Annotated in this window: 15 protein-coding genes; 14 read left to right on the forward strand and 1 reads right to left on the reverse strand. The window is 70.5% G+C overall.

Annotation, left to right across the window (positions count from 1 at the left end):
- Positions 1-47 precede the first annotated feature (47 nt).
- The 14 genes from M8542_RS11745 to M8542_RS11810 all read left to right on the forward strand — a co-directional run bounded on the left by M8542_RS11745 (position 48) and on the right by M8542_RS11810 (position 15,101).
- Entirely contained in the window at positions 48-1,631 is a 1,584-nt protein-coding gene (locus tag M8542_RS11745; protein WP_257920103.1) for a GMC family oxidoreductase, read from the forward strand.
- 40 nt (positions 1,632-1,671) lie between these two features.
- Positions 1,672-2,856: an acyl-CoA dehydrogenase family protein gene (locus M8542_RS11750; RefSeq protein ID WP_257920104.1), complete on the forward strand. Its 1,185-nt coding sequence runs from the start codon at positions 1,672-1,674 to the stop codon at positions 2,854-2,856.
- Between the two features lie 13 nt (positions 2,857-2,869).
- Complete coding sequence (locus M8542_RS11755) at positions 2,870-3,676, forward strand: SAM-dependent methyltransferase (protein ID WP_257920105.1); 807 nt, start codon at positions 2,870-2,872, stop codon at positions 3,674-3,676.
- A gap of 177 nt (positions 3,677-3,853) precedes the next feature.
- Positions 3,854-4,567, forward strand: coding sequence for a DUF899 domain-containing protein (locus M8542_RS11760; protein ID WP_257920106.1), 714 nt, complete (start codon positions 3,854-3,856; stop codon positions 4,565-4,567).
- A gap of 32 nt (positions 4,568-4,599) precedes the next feature.
- Positions 4,600-5,841 carry a class I SAM-dependent methyltransferase gene (locus tag M8542_RS11765; protein WP_257920107.1) on the forward strand — a complete coding sequence of 414 codons (1,242 nt, stop codon included), beginning with the start codon at positions 4,600-4,602 and terminating at the stop codon, positions 5,839-5,841.
- Between the two features lie 82 nt (positions 5,842-5,923).
- A complete protein-coding gene (locus M8542_RS11770; RefSeq protein ID WP_257920108.1) occupies positions 5,924-7,435 on the forward strand; it encodes an MFS transporter in 1,512 nt (503 codons plus the stop codon).
- 156 nt (positions 7,436-7,591) lie between these two features.
- The gene (locus M8542_RS11775; protein WP_257920109.1) at positions 7,592-8,941 is read left to right on the forward strand and encodes a nucleotide disphospho-sugar-binding domain-containing protein; all 1,350 of its coding nucleotides are present in this window, start codon (positions 7,592-7,594) and stop codon (positions 8,939-8,941) included.
- Between the two features lie 143 nt (positions 8,942-9,084).
- Positions 9,085-10,248, forward strand: coding sequence for an epoxide hydrolase family protein (locus M8542_RS11780; protein ID WP_257920110.1), 1,164 nt, complete (start codon positions 9,085-9,087; stop codon positions 10,246-10,248).
- A gap of 49 nt (positions 10,249-10,297) precedes the next feature.
- Positions 10,298-11,017: a DUF2306 domain-containing protein gene (locus tag M8542_RS11785; protein ID WP_257920111.1), complete on the forward strand. Its 720-nt coding sequence runs from the start codon at positions 10,298-10,300 to the stop codon at positions 11,015-11,017.
- Between the two features lie 84 nt (positions 11,018-11,101).
- The gene (locus tag M8542_RS11790) at positions 11,102-11,512 is read left to right on the forward strand and encodes a DoxX family protein (RefSeq protein ID WP_257920112.1); all 411 of its coding nucleotides are present in this window, start codon (positions 11,102-11,104) and stop codon (positions 11,510-11,512) included.
- Positions 11,513-11,676: 164 nt separating this feature from the next.
- Positions 11,677-12,381, forward strand: coding sequence for a DUF2306 domain-containing protein (locus tag M8542_RS11795; protein WP_257920113.1), 705 nt, complete (start codon positions 11,677-11,679; stop codon positions 12,379-12,381).
- 142 nt (positions 12,382-12,523) lie between these two features.
- A complete protein-coding gene (locus tag M8542_RS11800) occupies positions 12,524-13,774 on the forward strand; it encodes a DUF2306 domain-containing protein (protein ID WP_257920114.1) in 1,251 nt (416 codons plus the stop codon).
- A 152-nt stretch (positions 13,775-13,926) separates the two neighbouring features.
- Positions 13,927-14,532 carry a response regulator transcription factor gene (locus tag M8542_RS11805; RefSeq protein ID WP_257920115.1) on the forward strand — a complete coding sequence of 202 codons (606 nt, stop codon included), beginning with the start codon at positions 13,927-13,929 and terminating at the stop codon, positions 14,530-14,532.
- A 104-nt stretch (positions 14,533-14,636) separates the two neighbouring features.
- Positions 14,637-15,101: a transposase gene (locus M8542_RS11810; RefSeq protein ID WP_257920116.1), complete on the forward strand. Its 465-nt coding sequence runs from the start codon at positions 14,637-14,639 to the stop codon at positions 15,099-15,101.
- A 56-nt stretch (positions 15,102-15,157) separates the two neighbouring features.
- Here M8542_RS11810 and M8542_RS11815 read toward each other — a convergent pair whose 3' ends face one another.
- Positions 15,158-17,053, reverse strand: coding sequence for a propionyl-CoA synthetase (locus M8542_RS11815; protein ID WP_257920117.1), 1,896 nt, complete (start codon positions 17,051-17,053; stop codon positions 15,158-15,160).
- Positions 17,054-17,236 lie beyond the last annotated feature (183 nt).

The following is a 17,236-nucleotide window of genomic DNA, read 5'->3' on the forward strand; positions in this document are numbered from 1 at the left end:
GCGGCACACCGGTCCCGAGCCCGAGGGCAGGGACCAGGAGGAGCGTTATGTACGACTACGTCATCGTCGGCGCTGGTTCGGCCGGTTGCGTGCTCGCGTCGCGACTCGCCGAGGACCCCGACGTCACCGTCTGCCTGATCGAGGCCGGCCCGGCCGACAGCTCGCAGAACATCCACGTCCCCGCGGCGTTCGCCAAGCTGTTCCGGACCCAGTACGACTGGGACTACGACAGCCACGACGAGGAGCACCTGAACGGCCGGCGCGTCTACCTGCCCCGCGGCCGCGTGCTCGGCGGAACCAGCTCGATCAACACCCAGATCTACATCCGGGGCAACGCCCTGGACTACGACGGCTGGAACCGTCCCGGGTGGTCGTGGGACGAGGTGCTCCCGTACTTCCTGCGTTCGGAGAACCACGAAGGCGGCTCCGGGCCCCACCACGCCGTCGGCGGCCCGCTGGACGTGGCCGCGGGACGTTCGCGCAACCCGATGTCCGAGGCGTTCATCGAGGCCGCCGTGGAGGTCGGGCACGACCGCAACGACGACTTCAACGCCGGGGCCCAGGACGGGGTCGGCTTCTTCGAGCTGACCCAGCGCGGGGGCTGGCGCGTCAGCACGGCGACCGCGTTCCTGCACGCCCAGTCCCGGCCGAACCTGACCGTGGAGACCAACGTCCAGGTGCACCGCGTGGTCATCGAGGACGGGCGGGCGACCGGCGTCGTCGGCGCCCGGCTGGACGACGAGCTGCGCTTCGACGCGCGCCGCGAGGTCATCCTGAGCGCCGGGACCTACAACTCGCCCCAGCTGCTCCAGCTGTCCGGGATCGGTCCGGCCGGCTTGCTGCAGGCGTTCGAGATCCCGGTGGTCGTCGACCGGCCGGAGGTGGGCCAGAACCTGCAGGACCACATGCTGATCCCGCTGATCTACACCCACTCCGAGCCGATCAGCCTGCTCGCGGCCGGCGCGCCGGAGAACGTCGAGCGGCTGATGGCCGACGGGACCGGTCCGCTGACCTCGAACGGCCCCGAGGCGGGCGGGTTCGCCCGGACCCGGTCCGACCTGCCGGCCCCGGACATCGAGCTCCTGGCCGCGCCGGTGATGTTCGTCGACAACGGTCTCGGCGTGCCGACCGCGCACGCGCTGTCGTTCGGGCCGTCCCCGATCACGCCCAGCAGCCGCGGGTCGGTCGGCCTCGCCTCGCCGGACCCGACCACGAAGCCGCGGATCGTGCACAACTACCTCGCCACCGAGGACGACCTGGCCGCGGCCGCGCAGGGCCTGCGGATCGCGCTCGAGATCGCCGGTGCGCCCGCGTTGCGCCGCTTCACCGAGACCGCGTTCCGCACGCCCGACTCGACCGACGAGGCCGGCCTGCGCGACTACGCGCGCCGCTACGGGCACTCCATCTACCACCCGGTCGGCACCTGCGCGATGGGCGCGGTCGTCGACGACGAGCTCGCGGTCCGCGGCGTCGCCGGCCTGCGCGTCGTCGACGCCTCGGTGATGCCGACGATCCCGCGGGGGAACACGAACGCCCCCACGATCATGATCGCGGAGAAGGCAGCGGACATCATCCGCGCCAAGCAGGCATCCGAAGCCGAGCGCGTGGCGGCCACGCCGACCCGGTCCTGAGCGCCCCAGCAAGCGCCGAACGCACCCGGCAGGAGGAGACATGGAGAAAGTGATCAGCGTTCCGTCCGAGGAGGGCCTGCTCGAGCGCACCGCGGCGCTCAGCGACCAGCTGGCCGACCTGCGCGACTGGAGCAAGGAGAACCGGCGACTCCACGAGGACGCCGTGGAGGCGCTCACCCGTGCGGGCATCCTGCACATGCGGCGGCCGGCCCGGCTGGGCGGCTACGAGTCGTCGACCCGCACCATGATCGAGGTCCTCTCGATCCTGGCCGGGGTCGACGGGTCGGTCGCCTGGAACGCCTCGGCGTGGACGATCGGCGCCTGGATGACCGGCATGTTCCCCGACCACGTCCAGGACGAGGTGTTCGCCGACGAGCGGTCGCGGGTGTGCGTCGTGCTCAGCCCGACCGCGACGGCCACGGAGACCGAGGACGGACTCGTCGTCGACGGCCGGTGGGCCTTCCTCAGCGGTGCCCTGCACAGCAGCTGGCAGGTCATCCTCACGATGGCCCCCGCGCCGGACGGCAGCCTGTGGCCCGTCGCGGGTCTGGTGCCGATGTCCGAGCTGGAGATCGTCGACGACTGGCACACCTCCGGGCTGGTCGGCACCGGGAGCGTCACCTCGGTCGCCCACGGCGTCCACGTTCCGTGGGAGCGGACCCTGCCGATGGCGGCGATCATGGGGAACCAGTACCGGTCGGAGGCCAACCGGGAGTCGCCGCTGTTCAACCAGCCGATGCTGCCGACGGGCGCGTCGGGCTTCATCGGGGTGGTCCTCGGTCTCGCGCGAGCGGCGCAGGCGGACTTCTTCGCCCGCCTCCCGAAGCGCAAGATCACCTTCACCGACTACAGCGCTCAGGCCGAGGCGCCGATCACCCACTTCCAGGTCGCCGAGGCGCTGCTGAAGCTCGAAGAAGCCGAGTACCACGCCTACAAGATGGCCGACATGCTCGACGGCAAGGGCGCCGCGGGTGAGCCGTGGAAGCTCGAGGACCGGGTCCGCTACCGCGGCTCCTTCGGGCGGATGGCGCAGCTCGCCAAGGAGTCGGTGGACATCCTGTCCGCCGCGAGCGGTGGTTCCTCGATCTACACGAACGTCGCCATCCAGCGCATCCACCACGACCTCGACGCACTGAGCAAGCACGCTCTCATGCACCCCAACACCAACTTCGAGCTGTTCGGGCGGGTCATGTGCGGTCTGGAACCGAACACCATGTACCTGTGAGCTGGAGGACCAGATGAACTCGAACGAGTCCCAAGACTCCGTCGTGCTCGGCCGGCCGTCGCCGGCGCGGATGTACGACTACTTCCTGCACGGCTCGAGCAACTACCCCGAGGACCGCGCGGCGGGTGACGCCGTCATGGCCAAGGTCGGGGTGGAGCTGACCCGTGACGTGGTCTGGGAGAACCGCGCGTTCCTCGGCCGGGCGGTGCAGTACCTCGCCGAGCGCGGCGTCCGCCAGTTCGTCGACCTCGGGGCCGGCCTGCCCAGCATGGAGAACACCCACCAGGTCGCCGCGCGGTTCTGCGAGCGGCCACGAGTGCTCTATGTGGACAATGACCCGGCGGTCGAGGTGCACGGCGGCGACATCCTGCTCGCCGACGACTCCGCCGACACGCGCATCGTGATCGAGGACGTGCGTGAACCGGACCGGGTGCTGTCGCACCCGCGCACGCGGGAGCTCATCGACTTCAGCGAGCCGGTCGGGCTGCTGATGGTGGCCGTGCTGCACTTCTGCCCGGACGACCCGCAGGCCCTGGTCGACAAGTACCTGTCCGCCCTGCCGCCCGGCTCCTACCTCGCGCTGTCGCACCTCGTCGTCGATCCGGACCGCGGCAACGAGCAGGCGGACATGGAGCGGAGCTACGACCGAGCCACCTCGCCGATGATCTTCCGCGAGCCCGCGGTGGTCAAGGAGCTGTTCACCGGCCTGGACGTCGTGGCCCCCGGCATCGTCCCGGTGGGACGGTGGCACGCCGACGGCGAGTACGGCGAAACCGTCGGACGCATGATCGGCGGGGTGGCCAAGAAGGAAGCCTTGTGATCGCCGGCCGGGCCGGCACCCGCCGGCCCGGCCGATGACCGTCGGTGTGCACGACTCCTGCGCGAGACGTGAAGTTTTCACTTCCGGGCGGGGTCGGCGGTGCGGGATCCTCGTTCCTGTGGCGTCTGTTTGCCGGACGCCGCCGTCCCCCCGACCGACGGACAAAGGAATTCCGACGTGGTAGAGCGCACTGAGCACAGGATCGGCACGCGTGCGGAGTGGCGGACCGAACGGATCGCGCTGCTCGAGGCCGAAAAGGAACTCACCCGGCGAGCGGACGAACTGGCCGCGCGGCGCGCGGACCTGCCGTGGGTGCGGGTGGGCAAGGACTACGCCTTCCAGACCCCGGACGGGCCGGCGAGCCTCGGCGACCTGTTCGCGGGCCGCAGCCAGCTCCTCGTCTACCACATGATGAACACGAGCTGCCCCGCGTGCGCGTCCATGATCGACGGGCTCGACGGGTTCGCGGCGCACCTGCAGGGCCACGACGTCGCCGTCGCGGTGATCTGCCGCAGTCCCATCGAAGACATCGCCGCGTTCGGCAAGCGTCAGGGCTGGACGCTGCCGCTCGTCTCCTCCCAAGGCAGCGACTTCAACGCCGACTTCGAAGTTTTCTACGACGAGGACGCGCTGGCCGCCGGGGCCGAGCACAACTACCGCGCGCTGCCGCTCGGGCCCGAGCACGCGCCGGTCGACACGCCGGGCATGAGCGCGTTCGCCCGGGCCGGGGGCGAACTGTTCCACACCTACTCCGCCTACACCCGTGGGCTGGATGTGCTCAACGCGGCGCTGCAGTGGCTCGACCGCGCACCGCTTGGCCGCAACGAGGCCGGAAACCCGGGCGGGTGGCTGAAGTTGCGCACGCAGTACGACTCAGTCCACGACGACTGAAGTCGCAATCGACAGCGGGAAGGACCGCGGACATGTCCATCGATAACGATCGGTCGACGCTCTGTCAAACGTGTCAGGACGTCGAGGTCGAGGGGTTCCTGTCGCTGGGCTTGCAGCCGGCCTTCCACTTCCCGGCGGACACGCAGGAGGCCGAGGCCGAGCAGTTGTGGCCGCTGGAGCTCGGCTTCTGCCCGCGGTGCAGCCTGGTCCAGGTCATGGAGCAGGTCAGCGAGCGCATCCTGTTCGCCGGTGAGTACCACCACCAGGCCGGCCTGGTCGCGAGCTTCCGGACGCATCTGGAGGGACTCGCGGACACGCTGGCGTCGCTGCGGGAACCGGCCGCACGGCCCGGATCCGTGGTCGAGATCGGGAGCAACGACGGCACCCTGCTCGACGCACTGGCCGAGCGCGGGTTCGAGGTGCTCGGGGTCGATCCCTGTGGCACGGAGTCGTCGCGCGGCTCGAAGGTCGTGCCGGACTACTTCAGCTCCGAGGTGGCGAAGCGGCTGCGCGTGACCAACGGTGCGGCGGACCTCGTCGTGGCGCTCAACTCGTTCGCCCACGTCACCGACGCGCACGACGTCGTCGACGGGGTGTGCGCGATCCTGGGTGCCGACGGGGTGTTCGTCTCCGAGTCCCACTACCTGCCGGACCTGCTCGACGGCCTGCAGTACGACTTCGCCTACCACGAGCACCCGAGGAACTATTCGTTGACCGCTCTCCAGGCATTGCTGGAGATGCACGGGCTCGAGGTGTTCCGGGTCGAAAACCTGGCCACGCACGGCGGATCGTTCCGCGTCTACGCGGGCTTCCAGGGCGCACACGGGATCGAAGCGTCGGTCACCGACCTGCGCCGGCGCGAGGACTCCCTCGGCCTCACCGACAGGGCGATCTACGCCGCCTTCGCCACTCAGGTGCAGAACCACCGGGACGAGCTCCGGCTCGAGCTGAAGCGGATCGCCGGTGACGGCTCGCGCATCGCGGGTGCTTCCGCGCCCGGGCGCGCGATCACCATGCTCACCTACTGCGGGCTGGGGCCGGCCGACCTCGAGTACATCTCGGACATCGGTCCCCGCAAGATCGGCAAGCTCCTGCCGGGGGCGCACATCCCGATCGTCGGCCAGGAAGTTCTGTGCGGTCCCGATCAGCCGGAGTACGCGCTTCTGCTGTCCTGGCACATCTTCGACGAGATCGTTCCCCGGCTGCGCGCGGAAGGGTTCCGTGGGAAGTTCGTCGTCCCGCTTCCGGAGCCGCGCGTGCTGCACGACGTATAACCACTCCGCGCGGCCTCGACGAGGCGGCCGCGCTTCGCCAAGACGTTCCAAGAGGTGTTCCGTGTCTACCCCAGCAAAAGATGTGTCCAGTGCGCGGGCCGGTCGCCGGGCCTGGGTGGGTCTCGCCGTCCTCGCCTTCGTGCCGTTCCTGCTCTCACTGGACCTCAGCGTGCTCTTCCTGGCCCTGCCGAGCCTGAGCGCCGACCTCCACACGAGCAGCCTCGAGCTGCTCTGGATCGGTGACATCTACGCGTTCGTGCTCGCCGCGTGCCTCGTCCCCATGGGCGCGCTGGGCGACCGCTTCGGGCGCAAGCGGCTGATGCTGATCGGCGCCGCGGTGTTCGGCGTGGCGTCGATCGTCGCGGCCTACTCGGTCAACCCCGAGATGTTGATCGCGACCCGTGGCGTGCTGGGTGTCGCCGGGGCGATGATGCTGCCCAACGCCCTCGCGCTGGTCACCGAGATGTTCCCGGAGCCGAAGCAGCGCCAGCTGGCGATCGGCATCTACGTCAGCTGCTTCATGGGCGGCACGGCGGTCGGCCCGGCGGTCGGGGGGCTGCTGCTGAGCACGTTCTGGTGGGGCTCGGCCTTCCTGATCGGGACTCCGGTCATGGTGGCCCTGCTCGCCGCCGGGCCGCTGACCATTCCGGAGGTGCGCAACCCCCGGGCGGCGCGGGTCGACCTGCCGAGCATGGCGCTGGTGCTGGTCGCGGTCCTGTCCCTGGTGCACGGGCTCAAGGACGTCGCCAGGAACGGGATCGCCACGGACAACATCGTGTTCCTCGTCATCGGCCTCGCCGTCGGGCTGGTCTTCGTCCGGCGGCAGCTCGGCCTGGCCGTGCCGATGCTGGACCTCCGCCTGTTCCGCACCCGGCCGTTCACCGTCGGGTTGCTGTTCATGATGTTCGGCTCGCTCGTGATGGCCGGCACGTTGCTGCTGACGAGCCAGTACCTGCAGCAGGTTCTCGGACTCTCGCCCGGGGAGGCCGGCCTGTGGTCGGTTCCCGCGGCCGGGACGCTCGTCCTGGCCTCCCTGCTGGCGCCGGTCCTGGCCCGCCGGTTCACCGCGGCTCGCGTGATGATCGCCGGAGTGGCCGTCGCGGTGGTCGGATTCCTCGTGCTCACCCAGGTTTCCGGCGGCGACCTGGCGCTCCTCGTCGCCGGCCTGATCCTGGTGCAGGGCGGCATCGGTGTCTGCGGGCCATTGGGCACCGACTTCGTGCTGGGCGCCGCGCCGACCGAGAGCGCCGGCGCGGTGACCGGGCTGAGCCAGACCTGCATCGAGATGGGCAGCGCGTTCGGGATCGCCGGCCTGGGCACGGCCGCGGCGGTGGTCTACGAGTCGGTCATGCAGGATTCGCCGGTCCCGGCCGCTCGCGACAACCTCCCCGGCGCGCTCCAGGCCGCGGGCCGGCTGGATCCCTCGGCGGCCGGCGAGCTCGTGACCCAGGCACGCGGGGCCTACACCAGCGGCATGCACCTGGCCGCGGCGATCAGTGCGGGAATCACCGTGCTGCTCGTCGGAGCCGCCGTGTCACTCGCGCCCCGCCGGCAGCGGGCCGAGCGGGCGCCCGCTCCCCAACCGTCCGAATAGGACACTCGTGACGCAGGCTCCGGGCGGGGGCGCAGACAGCTGCGCTCCCGCCCGAAGCCGTGCGCAATCAAGAGGACGCCACCACGAGCGCGCCGTCGGCACGATGGGCTGAGGTTCCGATTTCCTTGCGTCCACCGCGTTTCTGAGGAGCAGTCGATGCGTGTAGCGTTTGTCATCTGGCCGGCACCGGCACACCTGTACCCGCTGGTTCCGCTGGCGTGGGCGCTGAAGGCAGCAGGGCACGAGGTCTGCGTCGCCTCCCATCCGGCGATCGCCGCGGAGGTCGCCTCGATGGGGCTCACCCCCGTGTCGGTGTGCGACGCGGACAGCATGCCAGGGCTCGTCGGCCCCGGCGGCGCCTACGAGGAGGAACGCGCGGACCTCGCCCGCATCACCGAAGGCCTCGGGCTGGCGCCGGACCACCCGGATCGCGAGCACTGGGACGTGCTCACGCAGTATTACGTGCCGTCGATGTGGGACTTCCTCCCGTACCGGGGAAGTGCGGACGACCCGATGCCCGCCATGGACGGGCTCGTCTCCTTCACCCGCACCTGGCGGCCCGACCTCGTGCTGTGGGACCCGACCGTTCCCGGCGCCGCGGTGGCCGCACGCGTCAGCGGCGCGGCGCACGCTCGCTGGTGGACGGCCCCGGACGTCTTCTGCAAGGGCATCGACCTGATCGACGCGCACGACAACGCCACCGACGGCCCACCCCTGGACAACCCCCTGGCCGAATCCGTCCGCCCGCTCGCCGAACGCTACGGGGTGACCGTCGACCGCGAACTGCTGCTCGGGCAGTGGACGGTCAACCCGCAGCCGGCCACCTTCGGTCCCGAGGTCTCCGCCCACACGCAGTCCGTGCGCTGGATCCCGCACTCCCGGCAGGAAGCCATGCCGGAGTGGCTGTACCGGGCCCCGGACCGCCCTCGGGTGGCGATCTCGCTCGGGCTATCGGAACGCTCCTTCATGGAAGGCGGCTGGGACCACATCCCGGCCCTGTTCGAGGCACTGTCCGAACTGGACGTCGAAGTGGTGGCGACGCTCAACCGGCTCCAGCTCTCCGCGGTCGGGAAGATCCCGGACAACGTCCGCGTGGTCGACTTCATCCCGCTCAACCAGCTGATGCCGACCTGTGCGCTGCTCATCCACCACGGCGGGATGGGGACCGCCCTGCCGGCCATCGCCAACGGCGTCCGGCAGATCGTCGTCGACTTCGCCGATCACAAGATCACGACGACCGAGCTCCTCCAGGGGCAGACGGCCCGGTCCCGGTACTCGCTGGGGCCCGGGGCCGCCCGGTACGTGACCGAGTCCGGGGCCGGCGTGGTGATCAACGTCAGCCACCCCGACGTGTTCGAGATGCGCGAGGCGATCCAGCGCGTGCTCACCGAACCGTCGTTCGGGCAGGGCGCGGAGCGGCTGCGGCGCGAGCTGCTGGCCACGCCCAGCCCCGCCGAGACCGTGCCGATCCTGGAGCGGATGACCGCCGCGCACCGGGCGGCGTAGCACCACCCCGGCCGGCCCCGGCTACCCGCTCCCGGGTGGTCGGTGGCCGGCCGGTGCCGTGTGTCCGCCGCGGGCCCGGATGTGCTTGCGCACCGGGCAATCCAAGAGATGTCAGCGGTCCCGGCACGCAGCACCATATCGACATGGAAACCTTCCGCATCACCATCTCGGACCACGACCTCGACGACCTCCGCCGTCGCCTCGACGCCACCCGGTGGCCCGCCGACGGGCCGGGCAAGGACTGGGAGCGGGGGGTGCCCGTGCGCTACCTGCGCGAGCTGGCCGAGCACTGGCGCACCCAGTTCGACTGGCGGGCCGCGGAAAGCGAGCTCAACGCCGTTCCGCAGTTCCGGACCGAGATCGACGACACGACCATCCACTTCCTGCACGCCAAGTCGCCGGAACCGAACGCCCGTCCCCTGCTCCTGACGCACAGCTGGCCGGGATCGGTCGTCGAGTTCCTGGACGCCATCGGGCCGCTCACCGACCCGCGCCGGCACGGCGGCGACCCCGCGGACGCGTTCCACGTCGTCGTCCCCTCGTTGCCGGGCCACGGTTTCTCCGGTCCCTGCGCGCAGCCGGGCTGGGGCGTGGAGAAGGTGGCGGCCGCCTGGGCCGAACTGATGTCCCGGCTCGGCTACGAGTCCTACCTGACCGCCGGCGGGGACTGGGGCTCGCTGGTTTCGCTCGAGCTCGGTCGCATCGATCCCGAGCACGTGCTCGGCGCCCACGTGTCGATGGTCCTCGCGACGCCGAGCGGGGACCCGCAGGAGCTGGCCGGTCTCGACGAGACCGATCTCGCCCGGCTGGCCGCCTTCGGCCAGTTCGACGCCGTGGGCTCGGGGTACATGAAGATCCAGTCGACCCGGCCCGACACGGTTTCCTTCGGGCTCGCCGACTCCCCGGTCGGCCAGCTGGCGTGGGTGGTGGAGAAGTTCCAGGAGTGGAACACCTCGGCGAAGGTTCCCGAGGACGTCGTCAGCCGCGAACGTCTGCTCGCCAACGCGTCGATCTACTGGCTGACCGCCACGGGCGGGTCGGCCGCGCAGATGTACTACGAGTCGGCCGCCCACCTCGGCGCCCTCTTCACCCCGGGTGTCGAACTCGCCCCGGTGCGGGTGCCGGTCGCCGTCGCGGCGTTCGGGGAAGACCCGGCCGCGCCCATCCGCGCGTTCGCCGAGCGCGACTACCCGACGATCGTGCGGTGGACGGAGTTCGAGCGCGGCGGCCACTTCGGGGCGATGGAGCGGCCCGCCGACTTCGTCGACGACGTGCGTGCGTTCGCCCGCCAGGTGGCCGGGGCATGAGTTCCGGCACCGACGAAACCGTTGCGGCCGGGGAAGGAACGAGGGGCCGATGAGCACGACGCTGCAGCCGCCCACCCGGTCGACACCGTCCGGGCCGGACAGGGGCGCCACCGCATGGTGGCGCCGCCCCTGGATACTGCCCCTGGCCGCGGTCGCGGTCGCAGCGGTGATCTACTGCTGGTCGACCTACATCACGTTCGACCCCCGGGTCGCCAGCGTCGCACCACTCCCGGCCGAACACCCGATGAAGTACCCGATCCTGATCGCGCACATCACGTTCGGCACGATCGCGGTGCTCACGGTCGTCCTCCAGGTGTGGCCATGGCTGCGCCGACGGCACCCCCGCGTCCACCGCTGGGCCGGCCGGGTCTACGTCGTCGGCGGGGTGGCGCCCAGCGCGGCGCTCGCCGCGCTGCTGCTCCCCATGATCTACGGACCGCCCGTGTTCGGCTGGTTGTCGCGGGTCGTGCTCGCGGTGCTCTGGGTGACGACGACGGCGCTCGGCGTGCTGGCCATCAAACGCCGGAACGTCCGGATGCACCGGTGGTTCATGCTCTCCAGCTTCGCGCTGACGATGGACGCTTTCTCCACCCGGTTCCTCCAGATCGTCTTCATGCCGTTGTACCCGGACGTGATCGGCCGGGACGCGTTCATGATCATCGCGGGCTGGGGCGGCTGGGTCACCAATCTCCTGCTGGTGCAGGCCTGGCTGTTCTGGACGGCTCGGCGCCGGCGGGCGGCCAGGGCTGCGTTGCTCCCGGCGTCGTAGCCCGGCTCGGCGCGTGTTTCAGAAGTCGATCGACGGTGCGGGTGACGAACACCTGGTGTGAATTCGAGCGAAAGGAGCGATCACATGCTGATCGCTGAAGGGCCCAGCCGCACTGCGAGCCGGACCACGACCACGGTCTCGTGGGGCCTCACGGTGGTGACGGCGCTGTTCTTGGGCTACATCGCGGTCGTCAAGCTGCTACGGGTGCCGTACATGGAGGAATCCGTGATGGCGATGGGCTTCACCCGCGGCAGCACCCCGATCGTCGGCGCCACGCTGGCGGTCTGCCTGCTGGTGTACCTGGTGCCGCGCACGGAGATCCTGGGCGCGGTGATGTTGACCGGCTTCCTGGGCGGGGCGCTGTGCGCGCACTTCCGCATCGGCATGCCGGTGTTCCCCAACTACGTGATGGTGGTCGGCACCGGAGTGCTGGCGTGGTTGCCGCTGTACCTGCGCAACGACCTGGTCCGGAAGATCGTGAAGATCGGCCGCTGACGACGCGGACGGCCGGCGTCGGAGCGGTGTCCACAACGCTGCCTCCGGCGCCGTGCCGCTCACGAAACCTTTTCCCAGCCGGACAATCGATGAGAAGAGCGGCCGTCGAGGCCGCCATACCTTGGGGTTTCAAGCTCACCTGACTGCCACACGAAGGACGTCCCATGACACAGCTGGTGGAAAAGACCGGTGCCCGGTCCGACACCGACCCGTTGCCGGTCGGTCCTCGCCGTTCCCGGGCCGCGCAGGCCCGGTCGATGGTGCCGCTCGTGGCGCTGGTCCTGGCGTTCCTGTTGTTCCTGCTACCGCCATACCTCGGGCTGGATCCCAGCCAGGGACGGATCCCGAACGTCACGGTCATCCCCGCGCGCTACCCCCTGCTGATCGTGCACATCGCCACCGCCACGATCGCGCTGCTCACCCTCTGCCTGCAGATGTGGCCGTGGCTGCGTGAGCGCCACCCGAAGGCCCACCGGATCAGCGGCCGCGTCTACGTGTTCGCCGGCGCGCTGCCCGCCGCCGTGCTGAGCGTGGTCCTCTCGTTCATGGCCACGAGCTCCCACGGCGTCCTCGGCGTCATCACCGCGGGCGTGTTCTGGGGTGTCACCACCGCGGTGGGCTTCCTCCGGGCGCGGCAGGGTCGCTGGTCCGCCCACCGCCGCTGGATGCTCTACAGCTTCGCGTTCGCCCTCCAGGCGGTGTGGGCTCGCCTGCTCGCGATCGGATCGATCGTCCTCGGCCTCTCGCCGGACCCCATCCTGATGGGCGAGGCGGGCACCTGGCTCGGCTGGATCGTCAACGTCCTGCTCGTGCAGTGGTGGCTCGTGCGCACCGCCCGGCGTGCCCGGCAGCCGGTCGCCTCGTACTGACCTCGGCCGGAACCCCACCGAGCCGGTGAACTAAGGAGCTGACGTGACGTCCGACACCACCACCGCTCGGGAGCAGACCGGGCCGGGGACGCCGAGACCGACCGGGACACCCGCCCCCCGCCGGTGGTGGCGGCGACCGTGGATGCTTCCGCTCGCGGTCGCCGTCGTCGCGACGTTGCTGACCATGTGGCCGGCCTACATCGACCTCGATCCGGCCAAGGCATCGGTGCCGATCCCGGCCGGGAACCACGTCAAGTACCCGCTGCTGGTCCTGCACGTCACCTTCGGCTCGATCGCCTTGATCACCGCGGCCCTGCAGGTCTGGCCGTGGCTGCGGCGGCGGCACCCGGCCGTGCACCGGATCAGCGGCCGGGTCTACATCTTCGCCGGAGTCGTGCCCTCGGCCGCGATGGCGACCGGGCTCGTCTTCGTCATGGGCGACGACCAGGGTGCGTCGTGGATGAGCCGGGTCGTCCTCGACGCGCTCTGGGTGGCCACCACCGTCATCGGGTACTGGAAGGCCAGGCAGGGCCGCTGGGCCGAGCACCGGCGGTACATGATCTACAGCTTCGCGCTGACCTTGGACGTCTTCACGGCCCGGCTCCTCTCGTTCTTGCTCCTCGCGTTCACCTCCGCGCAGGTGACGTCGGACGAGTTCCTCGACATGATCAGCTGGGGCGCCTGGACGGCCACCCTCCTGGGAGCGTTCTGGTGGCTCGAACGACGGCGGAGGTCACCCAAGCAGGCCGCGCCGGCCGGCAAGCTGACGGCGCCGGTCGTGGTGGGAGCAGCCGTCCTGGCGGTTGTGCCGTTCCTGCCCCTCGACTGGCTGATGTCGGCCGTCCGGCACGCCGGCACGCCGGCGGGCTACGCGTCGGTCCTGCCGTGGTACAGCGCGTTCACGGCGTTGGCGCTGGTGCTCGGGATCGTCCAGTGCCGTCCGCCGCGGCGGATCCGGTCCGCGGCGATCCACATTCACCTCTTCGGCGCGGTGCTGCCCGCCGTGGTGCTCGGCGGTGTGCTCCTGGCCGCCGTGGGCGGCGGCGCGGGCTGGAACGGGCGGATCTACTTCGAGGCTTTCTGGCTCATCGCGACGGTGGTCGCGTACCGGATGGCCCGGCAGGGACGCTGGGCCGAGTACCGGCGCTACCGGGTCTACAGTCTGGCGCTCGCGCTGGACGCCGTGTCGATGCGGCTGCTCGGCGTCGTGCTGTCGATCGTGGCGCCGAACCTCGACGTCCCCTCTTACCTGGACATCGTCGGCTGGTGCGGCTGGATCGCCAACCTGGTCATCGCGCACTGGTGGCTCGCCCGGTCCGAGCGGCGGACCGGGTCAGCGCTCCCGGATCCGGTGGAAGTCCCGCTCCGGGCCGGGCGCGCCCTCAGCCGCTGATCGAGCGGGTCGGGATGCCGGTCGGCCGGCATCCCGGCCCGCTCGACCTGCGCGTGGACGGTTCCCCCGTTCGAGATCGCCCACCGGCGATAGCATGTCCCCAGCCCTTCAAGGGAGATCCGGGGCCGGCCGGCCCGAAGGGGGGACGCGCAGTGATCAAGGTGCTGGTCGCCGAGGACGTGCACATGGTCCGCGGTGCCTTGATCGCGCTGCTGGGCCTCGAGCCCGACATCGAAGTGGTCGCCGGGGTGGCCTCGGGTGACGAGATCCTGCCGGCCGCGCGGCGGCACCAGGTCGAAGTGGCGGTCATCGACATCGACCTGCCCGGCAAGGACGGCCTGACGGCGGCGACCGAGATCCACGAAAACCTGCCGGACTGCCGCACCCTGATCCTGACCAGCCTCGGCCGGCCCGGCACGGTTCGCCGGGCGCTGACGAGCCGCGTGAACGGCTTCATGCTCAAGGACTCCCCGTCGGACAAGCTGGCGGACGCGATCCGCGACGTCGCCGCCGGCGGCCGGGTGCTGGACAGCCAGCTGGCCCTGACGGCGTGGGACACCGCCGACTGCCCGCTGACGAACCGGGAGCTCGAGGTCCTGCGGCTGGCCGCGAGCGGCCGGAAGGCGGAGGAGATCGCGGCCGAGCTGTTCCTCTCCCCCGGCACGGTCCGCAACCACCTGACGTCGGTGGTGAGCAAGCTCAACGCGCGCAACCGGGTCGACGCGATCCGGATCGCCGTCGAGGCCGGCTGGCTTTGAACCCCCGTTACCTTTTCCGTAGTTCCTGATCAAGGAGCTGTGGTCGCCAGGCCCGGCATGACTGACGCCCCCAGGACCTCGAGCACCGCACCACCATCCGGGCGATGCGCGCTACCGCCCACCGCATCCAAGCACTCAAGACCGAGGCGAACGAGCTCGAACGCGACATCGCCCGCTTGGTCGACGACGTTCACCCCGAGCCGGCGCAGCTGCCCGGCGTCGGAGCCCTGAGCGCCGCTCAGATCCTGATCAGCTGGTCCCACCACGGCAGGCTCCGCTCAGAAGCGGCGTTCGCCAGCCTCGCCGGCGCCGCACCAATCCCCGCCTCCTCGGGCCTGACCAACCGCCATCGCCTCAACCGAGGCGGTGATCGTCAACTCAACCGAGCACTCCACATCATCGTGCTCACCCGCAGCCGAATCGACCCCGCGACCCGCGACTACATCACCCGCCGGCCGGCCGAAGGCAAGACCCTCCGAGAAATCAAACGCTGTCTCAAGCGGATCATCGCGCGCCAGCTCTTCCACACACTCCAGCGACATCACAGCACCGCGCCTGCAACCCCTTGACGCCACATAGCAGCGTCATAAGAACACCCCCCGTGCCGGGGCGCCGGTGAGGCGCGCTACGCGGCGCGCCGCTGCTCGGCCGGAGTCCCGCGCAGCACCGCTTTCAGCGCCTCAAGGACGTCCGGGTCTTCGATCGTCGAGGGGACCGGCTCGTCGCGGCCGTCGGCGATGCGGCGCATCGTCTTCCGCAGGATCTTGCCGGAGCGGGTCTTCGGCAGCGCCTCCACCACGGTCACGTCGCGGAACGCGGCGACCGGGCCGATGTCGCGGCGCACCATGGCGACCAGTTCCGCCCGCAGGGCCTCCTCGTCGACTTCGACACCGGACTTCAGGACCACGAAACCGCGTGGCAACTGGCCTTTGAGCTGGTCCCTGATCCCGATGACCGCGCACTCCGCGACGGCGGGGTGCGCGGCGAGGACGGCCTCCATGGCACCGGTCGAGAGCCGGTGCCCGGCGACGTTGATGACGTCGTCGGTGCGGCCCATGACGAACAGGTACCCGTCTTCGTCGAGGTAGCCCGAGTCACCGGTGAGGTAGTAGCCGTCGTAGCGCGACAGGTAGGCCTCCCGGTAGCGCTCGTCGTCCTGCCACAGCGTCGGCAGCGATCCCGGCGGCAACGGCAGCTTGACGGCGATCGCGCCTTCCCGGCCCGGCGGGAGCCGCTCGCCCGCCTTGTCGAGGATCCGCACGTCCCAGCCGGGCACCGGCTTCGTCACCGACCCGGGCTTGACCGGCATCGGCTCGAGGCCACGCGGATTCGCCGCCATCGGCCAGCCGGTTTCGGTCTGCCACCAGTGGTCGATCACCGGGGTGCCGAGTTTCTCTCGCGCCCAGTGGTAGGTCTCCGGATCGAGCCGCTCGCCCGCCATGAACAGGGTGGCGAACCGGCTGAGGTCGTGCTTGGCGAGCTCGAGGCCGTCCGGGTCGACCCTCTTGATCGCGCGCAACGCCGTCGGCGCGACGAACAACGCCTTCACGCCGTGCTCGGCGATGACCCGCCAGAACGCGCCCGCGTCGGGCGTGCCGACCGGTTTCCCTTCGTACATCACGGTGGTCGCACCGATCAGCAGGGGCGCGTACACCATGTAGGAGTGGCCGACGATCCAGCCGATGTCGGACGCCGCCCACCACACGTCCCCGGGGTGGACGTCGTAGACCGCGTGCATCGACCACGCCAGCGCCACCGCGTGCCCGCCGGTGTCGCGCACGACGCCCTTCGGCCGGCCGGTCGTGCCGGAGGTGTAGAGGATGTACAGGGGGTCGGTCGCCGCCACGGGAACCGGGTCGACCGGAGACGCCGCCGCGACCAGCGCGGCCCAGTCGACGTCGCGTTCGCCCAGTTCCGCCCGGGCTCGGTCTCGTTGCAGGACAACGACCGTGTCCGGCTGGTGGGTCGTGCCCCGCAGCGCCTCGTCGATGATCGGCTTGTACTCGACGATCCGGGTGGGTTCGATCCCGCACGACGCGGCCACGATGACCTTCGGCTCGGCGTGGTCGATCCGCGCCGCGAGCTCCTTGGGCGCGAACCCGCCGAACACCACCGAATGCACCGCGCCGATCCGGGCGCAGGCCAGCATCGCGATCGCGGCTTCGGGCACCACCGGGAGGTAGACGAGCACCCGGTCGCCTTTCCCGACCCCGAGCGAAACGAGCGCGCCCGCGAACCGGGCGACTTCGTCCCGCAATTCCGCGAAAGTGTAGCGGCGCACGGTGTTCGTGACCGGTGAATCCCAGATCAGCGCCGGCCGGTCGCCATTCCCGTCCCGCACGTGCCGGTCGAGCGCGTTGAACGCGGTGTTCAGCTCGCCGTCGGGAAACCAGCGGTGCGACGGCGCGTGCGCCGAGTCCATCCCCCGGGTCGGCGGCCGGGTCCAGTCGACAGCTTGGGCCGCCTCGAGCCAGAAGCCTTCCGGATCTTCGAGACTGCGCTGGTACGACTCGCTGTACATCGATGGCCCCTTGTCGTCACGGTTATTGCAAGTTCGCCCGTGAGCCCTTCGGCGAACCTGATCAAGAGGGTAAGCACCGCTTCGATCCCGGAGCGCCTTCATTCGTGCTCGATGGCACCGCGGCCGCGCGGCCGGTTTCGAAAGCAGTCCTGGAGTAGACCGTTTCCGGTGGCGATCAGAAGA

Source organism: Amycolatopsis iheyensis (assembly GCF_024703995.1).
GTDB classification, from domain to species: Bacteria; Actinomycetota; Actinomycetes; order Mycobacteriales; family Pseudonocardiaceae; genus Amycolatopsis; species Amycolatopsis iheyensis.